13 protein-coding genes are annotated in these 15,398 nt (G+C 66.2%); 10 read left to right on the forward strand and 3 right to left on the reverse strand.

Translation table 11 applies throughout. From position 1 onward, the window contains the following. Positions 1 to 132 precede the first annotated feature (132 nt). Positions 133 to 414: a DUF8150 family protein gene (locus tag Hhyl2_RS09765; protein WP_483550583.1), complete on the forward strand. Its 282-nt coding sequence runs from the start codon at positions 133 to 135 to the stop codon at positions 412 to 414. Positions 415 to 449: 35 nt separating this feature from the next. Here the strand turns inward: Hhyl2_RS09765 and Hhyl2_RS09770 are convergent, their stop codons facing one another. After that, complete coding sequence (locus Hhyl2_RS09770) at positions 450 to 2,357, reverse strand: ABC transporter ATP-binding protein (protein ID WP_483550584.1); 1,908 nt, start codon at positions 2,355 to 2,357, stop codon at positions 450 to 452. 133 nt (positions 2,358 to 2,490) lie between these two features. After that, positions 2,491 to 2,670, reverse strand: a complete 180-nt coding sequence (locus tag Hhyl2_RS09775; protein WP_483550585.1) for a hypothetical protein — start codon at positions 2,668 to 2,670, stop codon at positions 2,491 to 2,493. Between the two features lie 339 nt (positions 2,671 to 3,009). Here Hhyl2_RS09775 and Hhyl2_RS09780 point away from each other — a divergent pair, with 339 nt between their 5' ends. Beyond that, positions 3,010 to 3,336, forward strand: a complete 327-nt coding sequence (locus Hhyl2_RS09780) for a DUF7344 domain-containing protein (RefSeq protein ID WP_483550586.1) — start codon at positions 3,010 to 3,012, stop codon at positions 3,334 to 3,336. A 251-nt stretch (positions 3,337 to 3,587) separates the two neighbouring features. On the opposite strand, the gene Hhyl2_RS09785 is transcribed toward Hhyl2_RS09780, so the two are convergent. Further along, on the reverse strand, positions 3,588 to 4,448 hold the full coding sequence (locus tag Hhyl2_RS09785) for a CheF family chemotaxis protein (protein WP_483550587.1): 861 nt from the start codon (positions 4,446 to 4,448) through the stop codon (positions 3,588 to 3,590). A 248-nt stretch (positions 4,449 to 4,696) separates the two neighbouring features. Here Hhyl2_RS09785 and acs (Hhyl2_RS09790) point away from each other — a divergent pair, with 248 nt between their 5' ends. The 8 genes from acs (Hhyl2_RS09790) (at position 4,697) to Hhyl2_RS09825 (ending at position 15,258) form a co-directional block, all read left to right on the forward strand. Then, a complete protein-coding gene (gene acs / locus Hhyl2_RS09790; RefSeq protein WP_483550588.1) occupies positions 4,697 to 6,640 on the forward strand; it encodes an acetate--CoA ligase in 1,944 nt (647 codons plus the stop codon). A gap of 141 nt (positions 6,641 to 6,781) precedes the next feature. Beyond that, entirely contained in the window at positions 6,782 to 8,452 is a 1,671-nt protein-coding gene (locus tag Hhyl2_RS09795; protein WP_483550589.1) for a bacterio-opsin activator domain-containing protein, read from the forward strand. Positions 8,453 to 8,530: 78 nt separating this feature from the next. After that, a complete protein-coding gene (gene acs, locus Hhyl2_RS09800) occupies positions 8,531 to 10,525 on the forward strand; it encodes an acetate--CoA ligase (protein ID WP_483550590.1) in 1,995 nt (664 codons plus the stop codon). Positions 10,526 to 10,642: 117 nt separating this feature from the next. After that, complete coding sequence (locus Hhyl2_RS09805) at positions 10,643 to 11,107, forward strand: DUF4212 domain-containing protein (RefSeq protein ID WP_483550591.1); 465 nt, start codon at positions 10,643 to 10,645, stop codon at positions 11,105 to 11,107. A 65-nt stretch (positions 11,108 to 11,172) separates the two neighbouring features. Beyond that, the gene (locus tag Hhyl2_RS09810) at positions 11,173 to 12,780 is read left to right on the forward strand and encodes a sodium:solute symporter family transporter (protein ID WP_483552019.1); all 1,608 of its coding nucleotides are present in this window, start codon (positions 11,173 to 11,175) and stop codon (positions 12,778 to 12,780) included. 2 nt (positions 12,781 to 12,782) lie between these two features. Further along, complete coding sequence (locus Hhyl2_RS09815) at positions 12,783 to 13,244, forward strand: universal stress protein (protein ID WP_483550592.1); 462 nt, start codon at positions 12,783 to 12,785, stop codon at positions 13,242 to 13,244. Between the two features lie 8 nt (positions 13,245 to 13,252). Further along, on the forward strand, positions 13,253 to 13,483 hold the full coding sequence (locus Hhyl2_RS09820; protein ID WP_483550593.1) for a DUF8119 family protein: 231 nt from the start codon (positions 13,253 to 13,255) through the stop codon (positions 13,481 to 13,483). Positions 13,484 to 13,539: 56 nt separating this feature from the next. After that, a complete protein-coding gene (locus tag Hhyl2_RS09825) occupies positions 13,540 to 15,258 on the forward strand; it encodes a histidine kinase N-terminal 7TM domain-containing protein (protein ID WP_483550594.1) in 1,719 nt (572 codons plus the stop codon). Positions 15,259 to 15,398 lie beyond the last annotated feature (140 nt).

Here is a 15,398-nt window from a genome sequence, read left to right on the forward strand (position 1 = left end):
CACACGTACGGACCCCATCAGTCCACATGGGGACGCAGAAAGACGTCGAGGATGCTATCTACCCCTTCGAGCAAAGCCTTAGTGTCCCGCGACTCGAAACCTGGGTAACACGACTGGACGTCGAAACCGAATATGAGCGACTCAAACGTTCGTGAGCAGTTCGATCGGAAGCACGAGCGGAACCAGAAGGAGCGCATAGAGGGGATCAAGCGCTGGGTGGAGTATATCGAATCGAACCCGCCAGAAGTGTGGGGTCCTCAACAGAACGCTGTCGTCGATGGCCAACTCGACGCCGCACAGAGCGCTGGGACGACGGCCGAACAGCAGCAGCACGTGACAGACGTCGCAGCCGAAATACTCGACACCAAAGCCGACTCGGAAGACACCGCAGAGCCGGATCGCGAGTCCACCTAATTCTTCTCACGCGGCCAGCCTTCGGACCTCCCCGACTACTCCGTGTCGTCGGTATCTCTGACGATAGCCGACTGCCGTTCCAGCGCGCGTTCGAGGAACTCCCGGGGGAGTGACTGGATGTCCCCGACCTGCACTCGCCAGAGGTTGGCGTACAGTTCGTCCGCCCGGAGCAGTTCCGCGTGGGACCCGTCCTCGACGATGCGGCCGTCGTCGAGGACGAGGATCCGGGCGGCGTTGCGGATCGTCGACAGCCTGTGTGCGATGACGAACGTCGTCCGGTCGGCGGCGAACTCCTGGAGACTGGCCTGGATGAGCGCCTCCGTCTCCGTGTCGACGGCGCTGGTCGCCTCGTCGAGGATCAGTATCTCGGGATCTTTGAGCATCGTCCGGGCGATCACCAGGCGCTGGCGCTGCCCGCCGGAGAGCTTCACGCCGCGCTCGCCGACCATCGTGTCGAAGCCGTCGGGGAGGTTGCGGATGAACTCGCCGGCCTGTGCGCGCTCGGCGGCCCGTTCGACCTCGGCGTCCGTCGCGTCGAAGGTCCCGTAGCGGATGTTGTCGGCGACGGTCCCGTAGAACAGGAACGGCTCCTGACTGACGTAGCCGATCGACCGGCGCAGACTCCGCAGAGTCACGTCCCTGACGTCCTGACCGTCGATGCGGACCGCGCCAGTCTCGACGTCGTAGAGCCGCGGCAGCAGTTTCAGCAGCGTCGACTTGCCGGCCCCGGTCGGGCCGACGACGCCGACGGTCGTGCCGCCCTCGACCGCGATATCGATGTCCCGGAGGACGGCCTCGTCACCGTAGGCGAACGTGACGTCCTCGAACGTGACGGCGCCGTCGGTGGCCGTCAGTTCCGTCGCGTCCTGGGCGTCGCCGACGACGGGGTCGCGGGCGAGCAGTTCGTCGACGCGTACGCCGGCGGTCTTGGCCCGCTCGTAGTCGTCGACGACGTCACCCAGCCGGATGATCGGCCAGATGAACTGCTGGGCGTAGATGACGAACGTCACGAACGCGCCGGGTGTGAGCGTCCCCGCGATCCCGAGCGGCGCGACGCCGAGCACCCACAGGCCGCCGACCAGGAAGGTGATCGCGAAGCCGACGCCGGAAATGATGTTCAGCCCCGGGAAGTAGGTGATACGGACGCGGATGGCCGCCAGACTCGCCCGGAGGTAGCTGTCCGAGGCCTGGCGGACCCGCTCGGTCTCGAAGCGCTCGGCGCCCTGTGTCTTGACCACCTCGATGCCGCTGACGCTGTTCTCCAGGCGGGCATTCAGATCACCGATCTGTTCACGGATGCCGAGATACCGCGGCTCGATGATCCGCGTGAACGCGAGCGTAAAGAGCGCCAGCACCGGGATCGGCAACAGCGTGATCGCGGTCAGCGTGGGATTCAAGCCGATCAGGATCGCACCGATGCCGCCGACGGTGGCGAGGATCCACACCGTCGCGCTCAGTCCGTCCTCTAGGAACGTCTCCAGAGCGTTGACGTCGTTGTTGAGCACGCTCATCAGATCGCCCGTCCGTCGGCGGGTGAAGTAGGCGAGTTCCTGTCCCTGGAGAGCGTCGTAGGCGTCGACGCGGATATTTCGCTGGACGCGCTGTGCGAAGACGCTCCAGCCCCAGTCCTCGACCCACGAGGCGACCGCACCGCCCGCCGTCGCGATCAGCAACACTGCGATGGAGAAGTAGAGCTGCCCGACCGACTGGTCGGGGACCAGCACGCCAGGGACGAACGGCAGCACGTAGGGCCGCTCGGAGAGGAAGACGGCGTCGACAGCCAACCCGATCACCAGCGCCGGCACCAGGCCAAGCGCCCTGCCGACGAGCGTCGCGACGGTCCCGAGGACAGCGTATCCCCGTCCGCCCCGAGCGTACTCGGTGTACAGCCGCCAGACGACGTTTCCGGACCGGGGTGGAGAGGACAGGTCCCGCTCAGTCATGCGTCGAATTGGGCTCCCACGTGTATCAGGATGGGGGCAGAGCGGGACCCGAGCGACCAGCGTGGGACGACACCCCAGCTCCCACCGCAGGAGCGTCGCGACCCGCCCAGGCGCTCACCGCTCGGTGGATCGATCAGTCGGACGTCTCTACCTCGACGAACTTCTCTCCCATCCAGTCGGCCTCGCTGGGGGAGAGTGCCAGCAGTCGCTGACTGAGTTCGCTCTTGCGGTGGGCGGTCTGGAGGTGTCTGTAAACGATCTGTTCGTCGGCTCTGAACTGACAGAGTGGACAGCGGCGACTGGGTGTACTCATCGGATTCGTTCTCGCTCGGATGGGAGCGCAATTAGGTATACGGCCGCTACTCGAAACCGCCGATAGACCGGTTTATTTCACAGAAGAGAAGCACATGTAATCGACTGTCGGCGGTCTGGACGTGTGCTGTAAGTTACCCGTAGTGTGACAGCCACTCACGCCTATCCGCGGTTGTGCCACACCGAGCGACGACGGTCGAATCGAACAGGGTGTCCCACTCGGTGGCGCGCCAGTCGACGTCGATAATCAGGTCTTAGCAGCGCAGTGGGTCTGACGCCGGGTCCCCTAGCTGCTACCTACACGAAGCATTGATATCGGGGGCGCCAGGAGTGGCCCACGATGTGTGAGGTCGACGAGATATTCACCGCGGTCGCGAACGAGCGACGGCGTCTCGCGTTGTCCCACCTGGAGCGCCATCTCACCGTCACGCTCCCGGACCTTGCTGAACTCGTCGCCGAGACGGAACGGCAAGAAAACGTCTGTGACATCAGCGGTGAGCGGGTCAAGCGCACGTACATGTCGCTGTACCATCGTCACCTCCCCCGCCTGGAGACTGCGGAGCTGGTCCGGTACGATCAGGAGACAGACGTCGTCAGCCGGACAGAAGCCACCCCGGACGCGCTCGCTGCCGCTCGCGAGGCGCTCCGACAGATCGAGACGAACTGAGAGCGTGGCGCCACGTCGAACGCCGGAAGGGCGTGGTGTCGGCCGTTCGCGTTTGGAGACTCCTCGTGATACTCGGAGTCTCCCTGCTCACGGCTCCGTCGTCGCCGTTCGCTTTCGAGGGCCGCTCCCGTTGGTCGCGCCCCTCGCCCTGGTCGCGCCCCTCGCCCCGGTCGCGCCCCTCGCTACTGCTCGCGGTTCCCTGCGGTCACCGCTGCGCTTTCCCGAGACCCCTCACTCCGTTCGGGCTCTCGTCACTGCTCTCCCATCCGTTCCCCAGCAACCCGCCGCCCTTTCGTCGTCAGGTTCACCTCGGTCCGCTCGCGGACGACACTGATGACGTCGAGTTCGATGAGGCGATCGAATATCTCCTCGGTCTTCTCGACGTCGATGCCGACGAAGTTCGGGATGTCGAACGGGGAGACACCGGAGTGCAGCGCCATGATGACGCGTTTCTCCGTCGAGGAGAGGTCCAGATCGGCCCGGTTCTGCTCGGCGCTCTCCTCCAGCATCACCTGCAACACCGTCGCGTGGAACTCCTCGCCGGCCAGGTGGGTCTCGACGCTGATCCCGTCCTCGGAGTGTTCGACCTCGATGACGGCCCGTTCGTCGCCGTTGACCTGTTTGTCCTCGACGACGAGGTCGCCGATGTCCGCCCTGTCGATGGTGACCGCTTGCCCGTCGGCCATCGCGACCCGCAGCGCCTCGTCGCTGACCTTGAGTCGGCCCTTGGTCCACTCGGCGTTCTGGACGACGCCACCCTTGAGCGCCGGGTGCTGGACGCGGATGACCTCGCCGTTGAGACTCGCTCGATAGAAGTCGGTCTCGAACTCGGCGTGGTTCGACGCGGAGACGAGGATGACGTCCTCGCCGACGTGGAAGCCGACGTACTCGGAGACGCCGGCACTCTGCTGATTGACGTCGAAGCGGTCGGCGATGCGGTCGATGTCGGCCAGCGCGACCTGGCGCTTGCCGTCCGACATCAGCGCGATCCGCTCGGTCGTGAGGATGATCCGACAGTTCTGCCACTCGGCGTCGGTCAGCCGCTGGCCCTGTGACACCGCGAGCAGGTACTTGCCCTGGGTGTCGGCGATCTTCTTCTCCGTGTTGCTCATCCCCGGAACTGCCTCGTTGGTGCCTGTTGTCGACAGTGGGAAGTATAAGTTCCGCCGCGAGTATCGCCTGCGACAATTGGGGCTTTCTCCCTGTTGTATGAATCTAGCGACCCTGAATGCAAACAAGGGCTCTCTGTACACGCCATCGTTGCATACCGACAGGGAAGATGCAACGATCGCGTGACCCATCGCTGCCCCCGAACTGCCTAGGAGGAACGTTTTTCCCCGGCGGGACGAAGGATACACCGATGACAGCGGGCGACGGGTCGGGCCGTGATACGGCCCTCTCCGACCGACCAGCCCTGGACCCTCCAGCGTGGTTCACCGAGCAGGCCAACGTAACCGACCTGTCGATCACAGAGCGGTTCGAGCGGGAGTGGCCCGACTGCTGGCGGGCCGCCGCCGACATTCTGGAGTGGGACCGCGAGTACGACGCCGTCTTCCGGGGCGAGGACGGGCCGCCGTTCGAGTGGTTCCCCGGCGGGCAGCTCAACGCGTCGTACAACTGCCTGGATAGGCACCTCCCCGAGCGAAAGAACCAGCTGGCGCTCATCTGGGAGGGGCACCTGGGCGAGTCCCGGAGCTACACCTACCGGGAGCTCTACCGCGAGGTCAACGCCTTCGCCGCGGCGCTGCGTGAACGGGACGTCGCACAGGACGACGTGGTGACGGTGTACCTCCCGATGGTGCCCGAACTCCCGGTGGCGATGCTGGCGTGTGCCCGCCTGGGCGTGCGCCACAACGTCGTCTTCGCGGGCTTCTCCGCGGACGCGCTGGCCGAGCGGATGGAGCGGACGGGCTCGGAGTACCTGGTGACCTGTGACGGCTACTACCGACGGGGCAGCGCGGTCGCACAGAAGAACAAGGCCGACAACGCCCGTATCGCGGTCGACCAGGACGTGGACGTGGTCGTCGTCGACCGCCTGGGACTGGACGTCCATCTGGGCGACGGCTACCACGACTACGACAGCCTGCTCGACGGCCACCGCGGGACCGAGATCGAACCCGTCTCGCGGGCCGCGAGCGATCCGCTCTTCCGGATCTACACGTCCGGAACGACCGGCGAACCGAAGGCCGTCGACCACACGACCGGCGGCTACCTCGCCCACGTCGCCTGGACCAGCCAGAACGTGCTGGACATCAAGCCCGACGACACCTACTGGTGTTCGGCCGACATCGGCTGGATCACCGGCCACTCCTACATCGTCTACGGCCCGCTCGCGCTCGGGACGACGACGGTGCTGTACAACGGGACGCCGGACCACCCCGAGAAGGACCGCCTCTGGAAACTGATCGACCGCTACGCCGTCGACGTCTTCTACACAGCGCCGACGGCGATCCGCGCGTTCATGAAGTGGGGGGCGGAGTATCCCGCCGAACACGACCTCTCCAGCCTGCGCCTGCTGGGGACCGTCGGCGAACCCATCGACCGGCGCGCCTGGGAGTGGTACCGCGAGCACATCGGCGGCGGGGACTGCCCGGTCGTCGACACCTGGTGGCAGACCGAGACCGGCGCTATCCTCGTCTCGACGCTTCCCGGCGTCGACCGGATGAAACCCGGCTCTGCAGGTAAACCCCTACCCGGTATCGAGACGGCTGTCGTCGACCCGGCGGGCCAGGAGGTCGACCAGGGCACCGCGGGCGAACTCGTCGTCACGCGGCCCTGGCCGGGGATGCCCAGGTCACTCCTGGCCGGCGAGCGCTGGGGGGCCGACGCCGCCCGGGGCGAGGAGTGGCGTTACTACCCCGAGGACGGCGTCGTGGAGGACGACGACGGCTACCTGACGTTCCTCGGTCGGGTCGACGACGCCATCAACGTGGCCGGGCGGCGGTTCTCGACGATGGAACTGGAGTCGACCATCGCCAGCGTCCCCGGCGTCGCGGAGGCCGCCGTCGTCGGCGCCGACGACCCGACGACCGGGACGGCCATCTACGCCTACGTCTCGCCCGAGCGCGGCCGCTCCGAACAGGACCTCCGGGACGAGATCGAGGTCGCCGTCGCCGACGCCATCGGCGAGATGGCGACCCCGTCGGAGATCGTCTTCACGCCGGACCTCCCGAAGACCCGGTCGGGGAAGGTGATGCGACGGCTCCTGACGGCGATCGCCAACGACGAGGAACTGGGCGACATCAGCGCGCTCCGGAACCCGGCGATCCTCGGCGAGTTGCGGACGACGACGTCGAAGCGCTGAGGGGGATTCGCTGTTCTCGATATTTCCGAAATATTTCTGGGCAGTTCCGTCGCCATTTCTGCCAGTCTTTCGCCGTTGCTGCCGTCCAGGGTAGATACCGCCGGTACACTTATTTCGTTTTTCTGTGAATAGGCGAACTGTATGACCGACGGCCCCGACGTGCTCGGCCAGGACGGCTACCGACAGCTCAGGCGGGCGGCCGACAGCTACCGGGCCGACCTGGTGCTCAGACTCGGTGGGGAAGTGGGACTCCGACCGGCCGAGATGAGTCGTCTGCGTACCGCAGACGTCAGAGCTCACGGCGACGCGTTCTTCCTGGCGGTCCGGGACGAAGACGGCGTCGCCCGAGAGGCGTACCTCCCTGCGCCGGTCGAGCACGACATGCGGAAGTTCGCGGGCGCGAACGATCGGAGCGACGACGAACCGCTGTTTTCGGTCTCGACACGCCGCCTCCAGATGCTCGTCAGCGAGGTCGCGGCCCGTGCGGGCGAGGACAATCCCCGACTCACGGACGTCTCCGCTCGGGACCTCCGCTGGCGGTTCGCCGCGTCGCTGCTCGACGACGGCGTTCCGCCCCACGTCGTCTGTGCGCTTGGTGGCTGGGACCGACTCGACAGGCTGGCACCGCTGCTCTCGGTCCCGGACCGTGAGACGGTCGTCCGGGCCGTCGACGGCGGCGACGAGGACGGGCCACCGCCCCGACTCCGGCAACTCATCGCCGTCGTCGCGGACGTCGGCGAGACGCTGGTCGGTGCCGGGACGGGCGCGGAGATCGAACAGACCGTCTGTGACCGACTGACCGACACCGACGGCTTCGAGTTCGCCTGGGTCGCCGAGCGAACCGGTGACGGACTCACACGGCGGGCAGTCGCCGGAACAGCCCCGGAGACCGCTGCAGCACAGCTCCAGACCCACCGGGACGCGCTCGCCACTGCACTCGACACGCGTGCTGTCCGCGAGGTCGAGGCGGGCGGATTCGTTGCGGTCCCCATCGTCCGGGGCGACACCGTCGTGGGTGTCCTGGCGGTCGGAACGGAGAGCCACGTCGGTGACGCGACACAGAACCTCCTGGCCGCGCTTGGCACCCAGGTCGGACATGGCCTCGCCGCCGTCGAGCGGAAGCGGCTCCTGCTGGCCGATACGGTCACGGAACTGACCTTCGAATGCACCGACGACCACGCAGTGACCGTCGATCTCTCGCGTCAACTGGGCTGTACTGTCGATCTCTCCGGACTGGTACCCGTCGGCGGCGGGTCGCTGCTGTACTATCTCACCGTCGAGGGCGCGCCGGCCGGCCCGGTGCTCTCACACCTCACCGACGACGACGCCGTCGAAGACGCCAGACTCATCGAGGACTACGGCGACGGCGCGCTGCTGGAGGTAGTCGTCACCAGCACGCCCGCGCTCGCGCTCGTCGAACGCGGCGGGCGCGTCCGTGACCTGCACGTCACCGACGGGACGGCGACGCTGGTGACGGAACTCCCCGGCGAGACGGACGTCCGCCCTGTCGTCGACGCCGTGGTCGATGCCTACCCGGCGACGACGCTGACCGCGAAACGCGAGAGCGAGCGCCCCGTCGAGAGCGAGACGGGCTTTCGCGACCGCCTCTCGGACCGACTCACCGACCGCCAGGCGACGGTCCTGCGAGCGGCGTTCCACAGCGGCTACTTCGAGTGGCCCCGCGGATCGACCGCCGAGGAACTGGCCGATTCGCTCGACGTCTCCTCACCGACCCTGCACAACCACCTCAGGCGAGCCCAGCAGAAGGTCCTGACCGCGTTCTTCGAGTCGCCGGGCGAGCGGGCGGACTGACCCGCCGAGACCGGACAGTGTATTAGCACAATTAGATACCCCGTTTATTAGCCACCTGGGTATTGTTGGTGATAGACCATGTCAGAAGACGACGTGCAACTTGAGGCTCGGCTCGAGGAACAGGAGGTCTTCGAACCCCCGGCGGAGTTCGTCGAGCAGGCCAACGTTTCCGACGAAGGTATCTACGAGGATTTCGAGGAGAACTGGCCCGAGTGCTGGGAGCAGGCGGCGGACCTGCTCGACTGGGACGAGGAGTACGGCCAGGTACTCGACGACTCGAACCCGCCGTTCTACGAGTGGTTCACAGACGGCTCGCTGAACGCCTCGGCGAACTGTCTGGACCGTCACCTCGACGAGCGCGGTGACGAGGCAGCTATCGAGTGGGTCGGCGAACCCGTCGAGGAGGACAACGTCACCTACACCTACGCGGACCTCCACCGCGAGGTCAACGAGTTCGCGGCAGCACTGCGCGACCAGGGAGTCGGCGAGGACGACGTCGTCACGATGTACATGCCGATGATCCCACAGCTCCCCATCGCCATGCTGGCCTGTGCCCGCATCGGAGCACCCCACTCGGTCGTGTTCGCCGGCTTCTCGGCGGACGCGCTGGCGACCCGGATGAACGCCGCCGACTCCGAGCACCTGATCACCTGCGACGGGTACTATCGCCGTGGCGACCCGCTCGACCACCTCTCGAAGGCCAACGAGGGCCTGGACGGCGTCGAGCACGACGTCGAGAGCGTCGTCGTCGCCGAACGCCTGCTCGACGGCGACGGCTTCGGTCACGACTACGCCGACAATCAGGTCGCCTTCGACGACCTCGTTGCTGCCCACGAAGGCGAGACAGTCGAACCGGTCTCGCGTGACGCCGAGGACATGCTGTTCCTGATGTACACTTCGGGGACGACCGGCCAGCCCAAGGGCGTCAAACACACCACCGGCGGCTACCTCTCGTATGCCGCCTGGACCAGCCAGGCAGTGCTGGACATCAAGCCCGAGGACACCTACTTCTGTTCGGCCGACATCGGCTGGATCACCGGTCACTCGTACATCATCTACGGCCCGCTCGCGCTCGGGACCACGACGATGATGTACGAGGGGACCCCGGACTTCCCGGACAAGGACCGCCTCTGGCAGATCATCGAGGACTACGAGGCGACGCAACTGTACACTGCGCCGACCGCGATCCGGGCGTTCATGAAGTGGGGCAAGGAGTACCCCGACGGTCACGATCTCTCCAGCCTGCGCCTGCTGGGGACCGTCGGCGAGCCGATCAACCCACGCGCCTGGAAGTGGTACTACAAGCACATCGGCGACGAGTCCTGCCCGGTGGTCGACACCTGGTGGCAGACCGAGACCGGCGGGATGATGCTGACGACCCTGCCCGGTGTCGGCGACATGAAGCCCGGTTCGGCCGGCCCACCGCTGCCGGGCATCAGCGCGGACATCGTCGACGTCAGCGGCAGCCCCGTCGAGGCCGGCCAGGCCGGCTATCTCGTCGTCAACAAGCCATGGCCCGGCATGCTCCGGACCCTGTACAACAACGACGAGCGGTTCATCAACGAGTACTGGCGCGAGTACTCCGACGTCGACAGCGACGACCCCGCAGACTGGGTCTACTTCCCCGAGGACGGCGCGAAGATCGACCAGGACGGCTACATCACCGTACTGGGCCGCGTCGACGACGTGCTGAACGTTTCGGGTCACCGCCTCGGGACGATGGAGATCGAGAGCGCCATCGTCGGCGTGGAGGGCGTGGCGGAGGCTGCCGTCGTCGGCGGCAAACACGAGATCAAGGGCGAGGCCGTCTACGCCTACGTCATCACCGAAGACGGTGCCGACGAGGACGAGGCACTCCGCGAGCAGATCATCGAGGCCGTCGAGGACGCCATCGGCCCCATCGCCCGGCCCGAGCAGGTCATCTTCACGCCTGAACTCCCGAAGACTCGGTCCGGGAAGATCATGCGGCGACTCCTCGAGGACATCGCCAACGGCGAGGAACTGGGCGACACCAGCACGCTGCGCAACCCCGACGTCGTCAGCGACATCGAGTCGAAGGTTCGGGGCGACTGAGACCAGACGCCCCGCCCTGCAGTTCGAGTACACACGCTATCCGCGTCTACACGATCGGAGCACACACGCTGACAGCCCACACACAACCAGAGTACATACACGAATTCACCGGAGTCCATGACAGAGAAACACACTCACGAGTCGAACGACCGTATCGAGACCGACGGTGGCACCGCCACCCAGGCAGCACAGGCACACCAGAACACAGACTACCTCGACGAGGAGGTGAACCTCCTCTCCCCGAGTACCGCGTTCATGCGGGACCACCTCCGCGTGGTCTGGACCGGCTTCATCATCTGGGCGCTCGTCGTCTTCGGGCCGGTGACGCTCACCGCCATCGCGCCGGAGACGATGACCTCGATCACCGTCCCACCAGGGTTCCCGCTACACTACTTCTCGGTCGGCTTTGCCGGCCCGACCGGCGCACTCGTACTGGCGTTCTGGTACGCCCGCAAGCGCGACGCGCTGGACGAGAAGTACGGCATCGACCCGAGCAGCGTCGAGGCCGACGCCAAAGACAGCAGCGCTGACGCCGACGAGACCGGCGACGCCACAGCCACCGACGGAGGTGTCGAGCAGTGATCCCCCTGCAAGCGGAGGCGCTCGACATCTCGTTCAAGCTCCTGCCGGCCATCATCGTCTTCCTGATGATGGCGTCGTTCCTCGTCATCGGCTACGTCTTCAAGGTGGCCGACACCGAGGGGATGTGGGTCGCAGGCCGCGGTATCGGAAACATCGAGAACGGAATGGCCATCGGCGCCAACTGGATGTCCGCGGCGTCGTATCTCGGACTCGCGGGGCTGGTCGCCCTCTCGGGCTTCTACGGCCTCGCGTTCATCATCGGCTGGACGACCGGCTACTTCGTCCTGCTGATCTTCCTGGCCGCCCAGATGCGCCGGTTCGGGAAGTACACCGCGCCGGACTTCGTGGCCGATCGGTTCAACTCACCGATGGCCCGCGCGCTGGCAGCGTTCACGACGCTGCTGATCGCGTACGTCTACTCCGTCGGTCAGGCCCGCGGGATGGGCCTGGTCGGCCAGTACGTCTTCGGGCTGGACATCATCCCGATGATCGTCGTGATGATGACCATCACCGTCGGCTACCTCGCGCTCTCGGGGATGCTGGGCGCGACCAAGAACATGGCCGTCCAGTACGTCATCCTCATCGTCGCCTTCCTGGCCGGCGTCTACGTCGTCGGCTTCACGCAGGGGTACTCGACGATCCTGCCACAGATCGAGTACGGCGCGCTCATCAACGAGCTCGGGCGGCAGTTCTCCGAGCCGTTCCAGAGCGCCTCCTACTACGTCTGGGTCGCGACGGCGTTCTCGCTCATCTTCGGGACCTGCGGGCTCCCGCACGTCCTGGTGCGGTTCTACACCGTCCAGAACGAACGGACCGCCCGCTGGTCGACCGTCTGGGGGCTGTTCTTCATCATGCTCCTGTACTGGGGCGCGCCCGCGATGGCCGCCTTCGGCGTCGACCTGTTCGCGGCGGTCAACAACCTCTCGCCGGACGCCGTCTACACCGGCGAGCAGGCGATGTCCGGCGCCGAAGGTGACGTCATCGTCGTCCTGGCGGCGCAGTTCGCCAACCTTCCGACGTGGTTCGTCGGCCTCGTCGCCGCCGGCGGGATGGCCGCCGCCATCGCGACCACCGCGGGGCTGTTCATCACGGCCTCCTCGGCGGTGGCCCACGACATCTACTCCGAACTGATCAACCCCGATGCGACCCAGCGCCAGCAGGTCCTCATCGGCCGCGCGACCATCGTCGGTATCGGCGCGCTGGTCACCGTCACCGCGTTCAACCCGCCCGCGCTGATCGGCGAACTGGTCGCCTACGCGTTCTCGCTCGCGGGGACCGTCCTGTTCCCGATGTTCTTCCTCGGTCTCTGGTGGGAGAACACCAACCGGCAGGGCGCACTGGCCGGGATGACCGTCGGCCTGTTGCTGTGGATCGGCTCCATCGTCAACAGCGTCCTGCCGGCCTACGTCGGCTTCCTGGCCGACATCGCCGGCGGGCCTGGACAGGCCCTCATCCCGATCTACGCACAGTACGTCCCGCCCATCGGCGCGGCGCTGGTCGGGACGCCGCTGGTGTTCATCGTCACCATCGCCGTCTCGCTGGCGACGCCGGAGCCACCGCTTGAGACCAAGCAGATGGTCCGCCAGTGTCACAGCCCCGAACCGATGGGCCAGCAACAGACCGCCGAAGACATCGTCTCCAGTAGCGGCGGTAACACTCCCGCAGACGACTAACAATGTACGAGCACATCCTCATCCCGACGGACGGAAGCGATACGGCGAACGTCGCGGTCGACCACGCGGTCGACCTCGCCGCGAAGTACGGCGCCCAGTTGCACGCGCTGTACGTCGTCGACATCAACGCCGTGAACTTCGGTCTGGGTACCGAACAGGTCGACCGCATCAGACAGGGCAACTTCGGCGAGATGACCGAACTCAAGGAGAAGGCCGACGACGCGACCGGCGCCGTCGTCGACGTCGCCGCCGAACACGACGTCGAGGTCCGCGAGGAGGTCCGTGTCGGCACCCCCCACGACGTCATCGCCGGTTACGCCGACAACAACGACATCGACCTCGTGGTGATGGGGAGCCACGGCCGGTCGGGCGTCCGCCGGGCCCTACTGGGCAGCGTCACCGAGCGCGTCCTGCGGTCGACGCACGTCCCGGTCCTGGTCGTCGACGAACACGAGGAGGAGTGACCGTGCCGATGACGTCACCCAAGGGCCTGCTCGAAACCATCGGCGAACACGTCGAGGAACACCGCTCGGGGATGCTCGTCGACTTCGTGTTCGCCCTGACCTGGGTGACCGTCGTCACCGTCGTCTTCGACATCATCCTGGGGGCGCCACAGTGGGCGTACTACCTCGCGCTGGCCGGCGGCGTGATCGCCTACTACGGCTTCTTCTGGTCGCTCGAAGCGGTTCGCGAGGAAGAGTAGCGGTGCCCCGCTGACTCTCCCGTAGACTTTTCATCCTCGTTACCAATTGTCAGGCCATGAGCGCCGCGGCGCAGTCGATGGCCTTCTTCATGCTGATCTGTGCCGTCCCCATGATCGGGCTGGCCGCCTACAGCTACCGGCACCGCGACCGGCCGGGCGCGAACGGCCTCCTCCTCTGTCTGGTCGGGATGGCCGGCTGGTCGGTCCAGCTCGCGCTCGTTACCTGGCCGACCCCCGTCCTCCCGCTGTACATCAACACGACGATCCGTCACTTCTTCCAGATCCTCGTGATCTTCGGGTGGCCGCTATTCGCCTGGGAGTACATCAACCGTGACCGGGTCGAACTCTCCCGGTCGTACGCCGCTGCGCTTCTCGTGATTCCCGTGCTCACCATCGTCTTCACGGCGACGAACCCGATACACCACCTCGTCCTCGGTGCCGAGACGCCACCGAATCCAGTCGGTATCAGCGAGTTCGTCCTCGGCCCCTGGTATCTCGTCCACATCGGGTTCGCCGTCGCGATGGTGATGCTGCCGGTGGGCTGGCTACTCCGACGGCTCCGCGTGGCCCACGGCGCCCACCGCAAGCAACTGCTGTTGTTGCTCACTGGCTGGGCCATCGGCTTTCCCGGTGCCCTCCAGACACACCTCTTCCGACTCGTCGACGCGATCCCCCTCTACGTGGATCTGACGCCGGTGTCGTTCCTGGTCACGTCCGGGCTGTGGGCGCTCGCGCTGTTCCGGTATCACCTCTTTACGATGATCCCGGTCAGCCGCCGGACCGTCGTCGAGACGATCCCCGACCCCGTCATCGCCGTCGACCAGAACGGCCGTGTCGTCGACATCAACCCGGCCGGGAGAGCACTGTTCGAGACGCCGCCGAACGTCGCCGGCCGCGCGATCGAGGACCTCTTCGAGGACTACCCCGAGATCGTCGAATATTACCGCGCCGGCACGAGAGACGCCGAGTTCGAACTCACCCGCGACGGCCGCCGACGCCAGTTCTCGGTCACCTGCGAGCGGATCCGCGAGAGCGGGACCGAGGCGATCATCGTCCTCCGTGACATCACACCGGTCAAGCGGCGCGAACGGGAACTCAGTCAGCGTGAGCAGGAGTTGCGAATGCTCAAACGCGTGTTCTCCAGAGTCTTCCGGCACAACATCCGGAACGAGCTCACCGTCGCGCTGGGACACATGGACGCCATCGAGGACCGCACCGACGACGATCAGACCAGAGAGACGGTCCAGACTGCCATCGCTGCGACGGAACGGCTGATGAGCCACGCCGAGAAGACCAGGGAGATCGAACGACTCGTCGACGAGGCCCCCGACACGACCGTCCAGTCCCTCCAGACACTCGTCTCCGACGCCGTCGACGCGACCCGAGACGTGCCCGATGGTGTCGTGTTCGACGTCGCCGTCGACGACACCGACGTCCAGGTCGTCGAGCGATTCCAGACCGCGATCACCAACAGCATCGACAACGCTGTCGAGCACAACGATCCACCACTCACCGTCCGGATCCGCTCGGTCTCGAACGGCGAGACGGTCGACCTCCGTATCGAAGACGACGGCGGCGGCATCCCGTCGAACGAGATCATTTTCCTCTCTGACGACGAAGAGACTGTCCTCGACCACAGTTCCGGCGTCGGCCTCTGGGTCGTCAAGTGGTACGTCGAGCGGTCGGGCGGCCACCTGTCGGTTGCCAACACGGATCAGGGGACTGCTGTGACGATGACACTCCGGTGCCACCGCGACAGCGAGGCGGGCAGTTGATCGAGGGCTCTCGCTGCTCACGGGTCGCTTCGCTCCCCGTTGCGCTTTTTGGAGATTCCTCGCGATGCTCGGAATCTCCCTACTGCTCGCGGGTCGCGACGCTCCCCGCTCGCTACTGGAGGGCCGCTCACTCCGTTCGC

The sequence above is a fragment of the Haloarcula sp. H-hyl2 genome (genome assembly GCF_056934385.1).

What these genes read in the sequence shown, in the direction of transcription:
- acs (WP_483550588.1), top strand. Translation starts at nt 4,697, where the DNA reads ATGACAGCGGGCGACGGGTCGGGCCGTGATACGGCCCTCTCCGACCGA.
- Hhyl2_RS09805 (WP_483550591.1), top strand. Translation starts at nt 10,643, where the DNA reads ATGACAGAGAAACACACTCACGAGTCGAACGACCGTATCGAGACCGAC.
- Hhyl2_RS09810 (WP_483552019.1), top strand. Translation starts at nt 11,173, where the DNA reads ATGATGGCGTCGTTCCTCGTCATCGGCTACGTCTTCAAGGTGGCCGAC.
- Hhyl2_RS09795 (WP_483550589.1), top strand. Translation starts at nt 6,782, where the DNA reads ATGACCGACGGCCCCGACGTGCTCGGCCAGGACGGCTACCGACAGCTC.
- Hhyl2_RS09785 (WP_483550587.1), bottom strand. Translation starts at nt 4,448, where the DNA reads ATGAGCAACACGGAGAAGAAGATCGCCGACACCCAGGGCAAGTACCTG.
- Hhyl2_RS09820 (WP_483550593.1), top strand. Translation starts at nt 13,253, where the DNA reads ATGACGTCACCCAAGGGCCTGCTCGAAACCATCGGCGAACACGTCGAG.
- Hhyl2_RS09780 (WP_483550586.1), top strand. Translation starts at nt 3,010, where the DNA reads ATGTGTGAGGTCGACGAGATATTCACCGCGGTCGCGAACGAGCGACGG.
- Hhyl2_RS09770 (WP_483550584.1), bottom strand. Translation starts at nt 2,357, where the DNA reads ATGACTGAGCGGGACCTGTCCTCTCCACCCCGGTCCGGAAACGTCGTC.
- Hhyl2_RS09815 (WP_483550592.1), top strand. Translation starts at nt 12,783, where the DNA reads ATGTACGAGCACATCCTCATCCCGACGGACGGAAGCGATACGGCGAAC.
- Hhyl2_RS09825 (WP_483550594.1), top strand. Translation starts at nt 13,540, where the DNA reads ATGAGCGCCGCGGCGCAGTCGATGGCCTTCTTCATGCTGATCTGTGCC.
- Hhyl2_RS09765 (WP_483550583.1), top strand. Translation starts at nt 133, where the DNA reads ATGAGCGACTCAAACGTTCGTGAGCAGTTCGATCGGAAGCACGAGCGG.
- acs (WP_483550590.1), top strand. Translation starts at nt 8,531, where the DNA reads ATGTCAGAAGACGACGTGCAACTTGAGGCTCGGCTCGAGGAACAGGAG.
- Hhyl2_RS09775 (WP_483550585.1), bottom strand. Translation starts at nt 2,670, where the DNA reads ATGAGTACACCCAGTCGCCGCTGTCCACTCTGTCAGTTCAGAGCCGAC.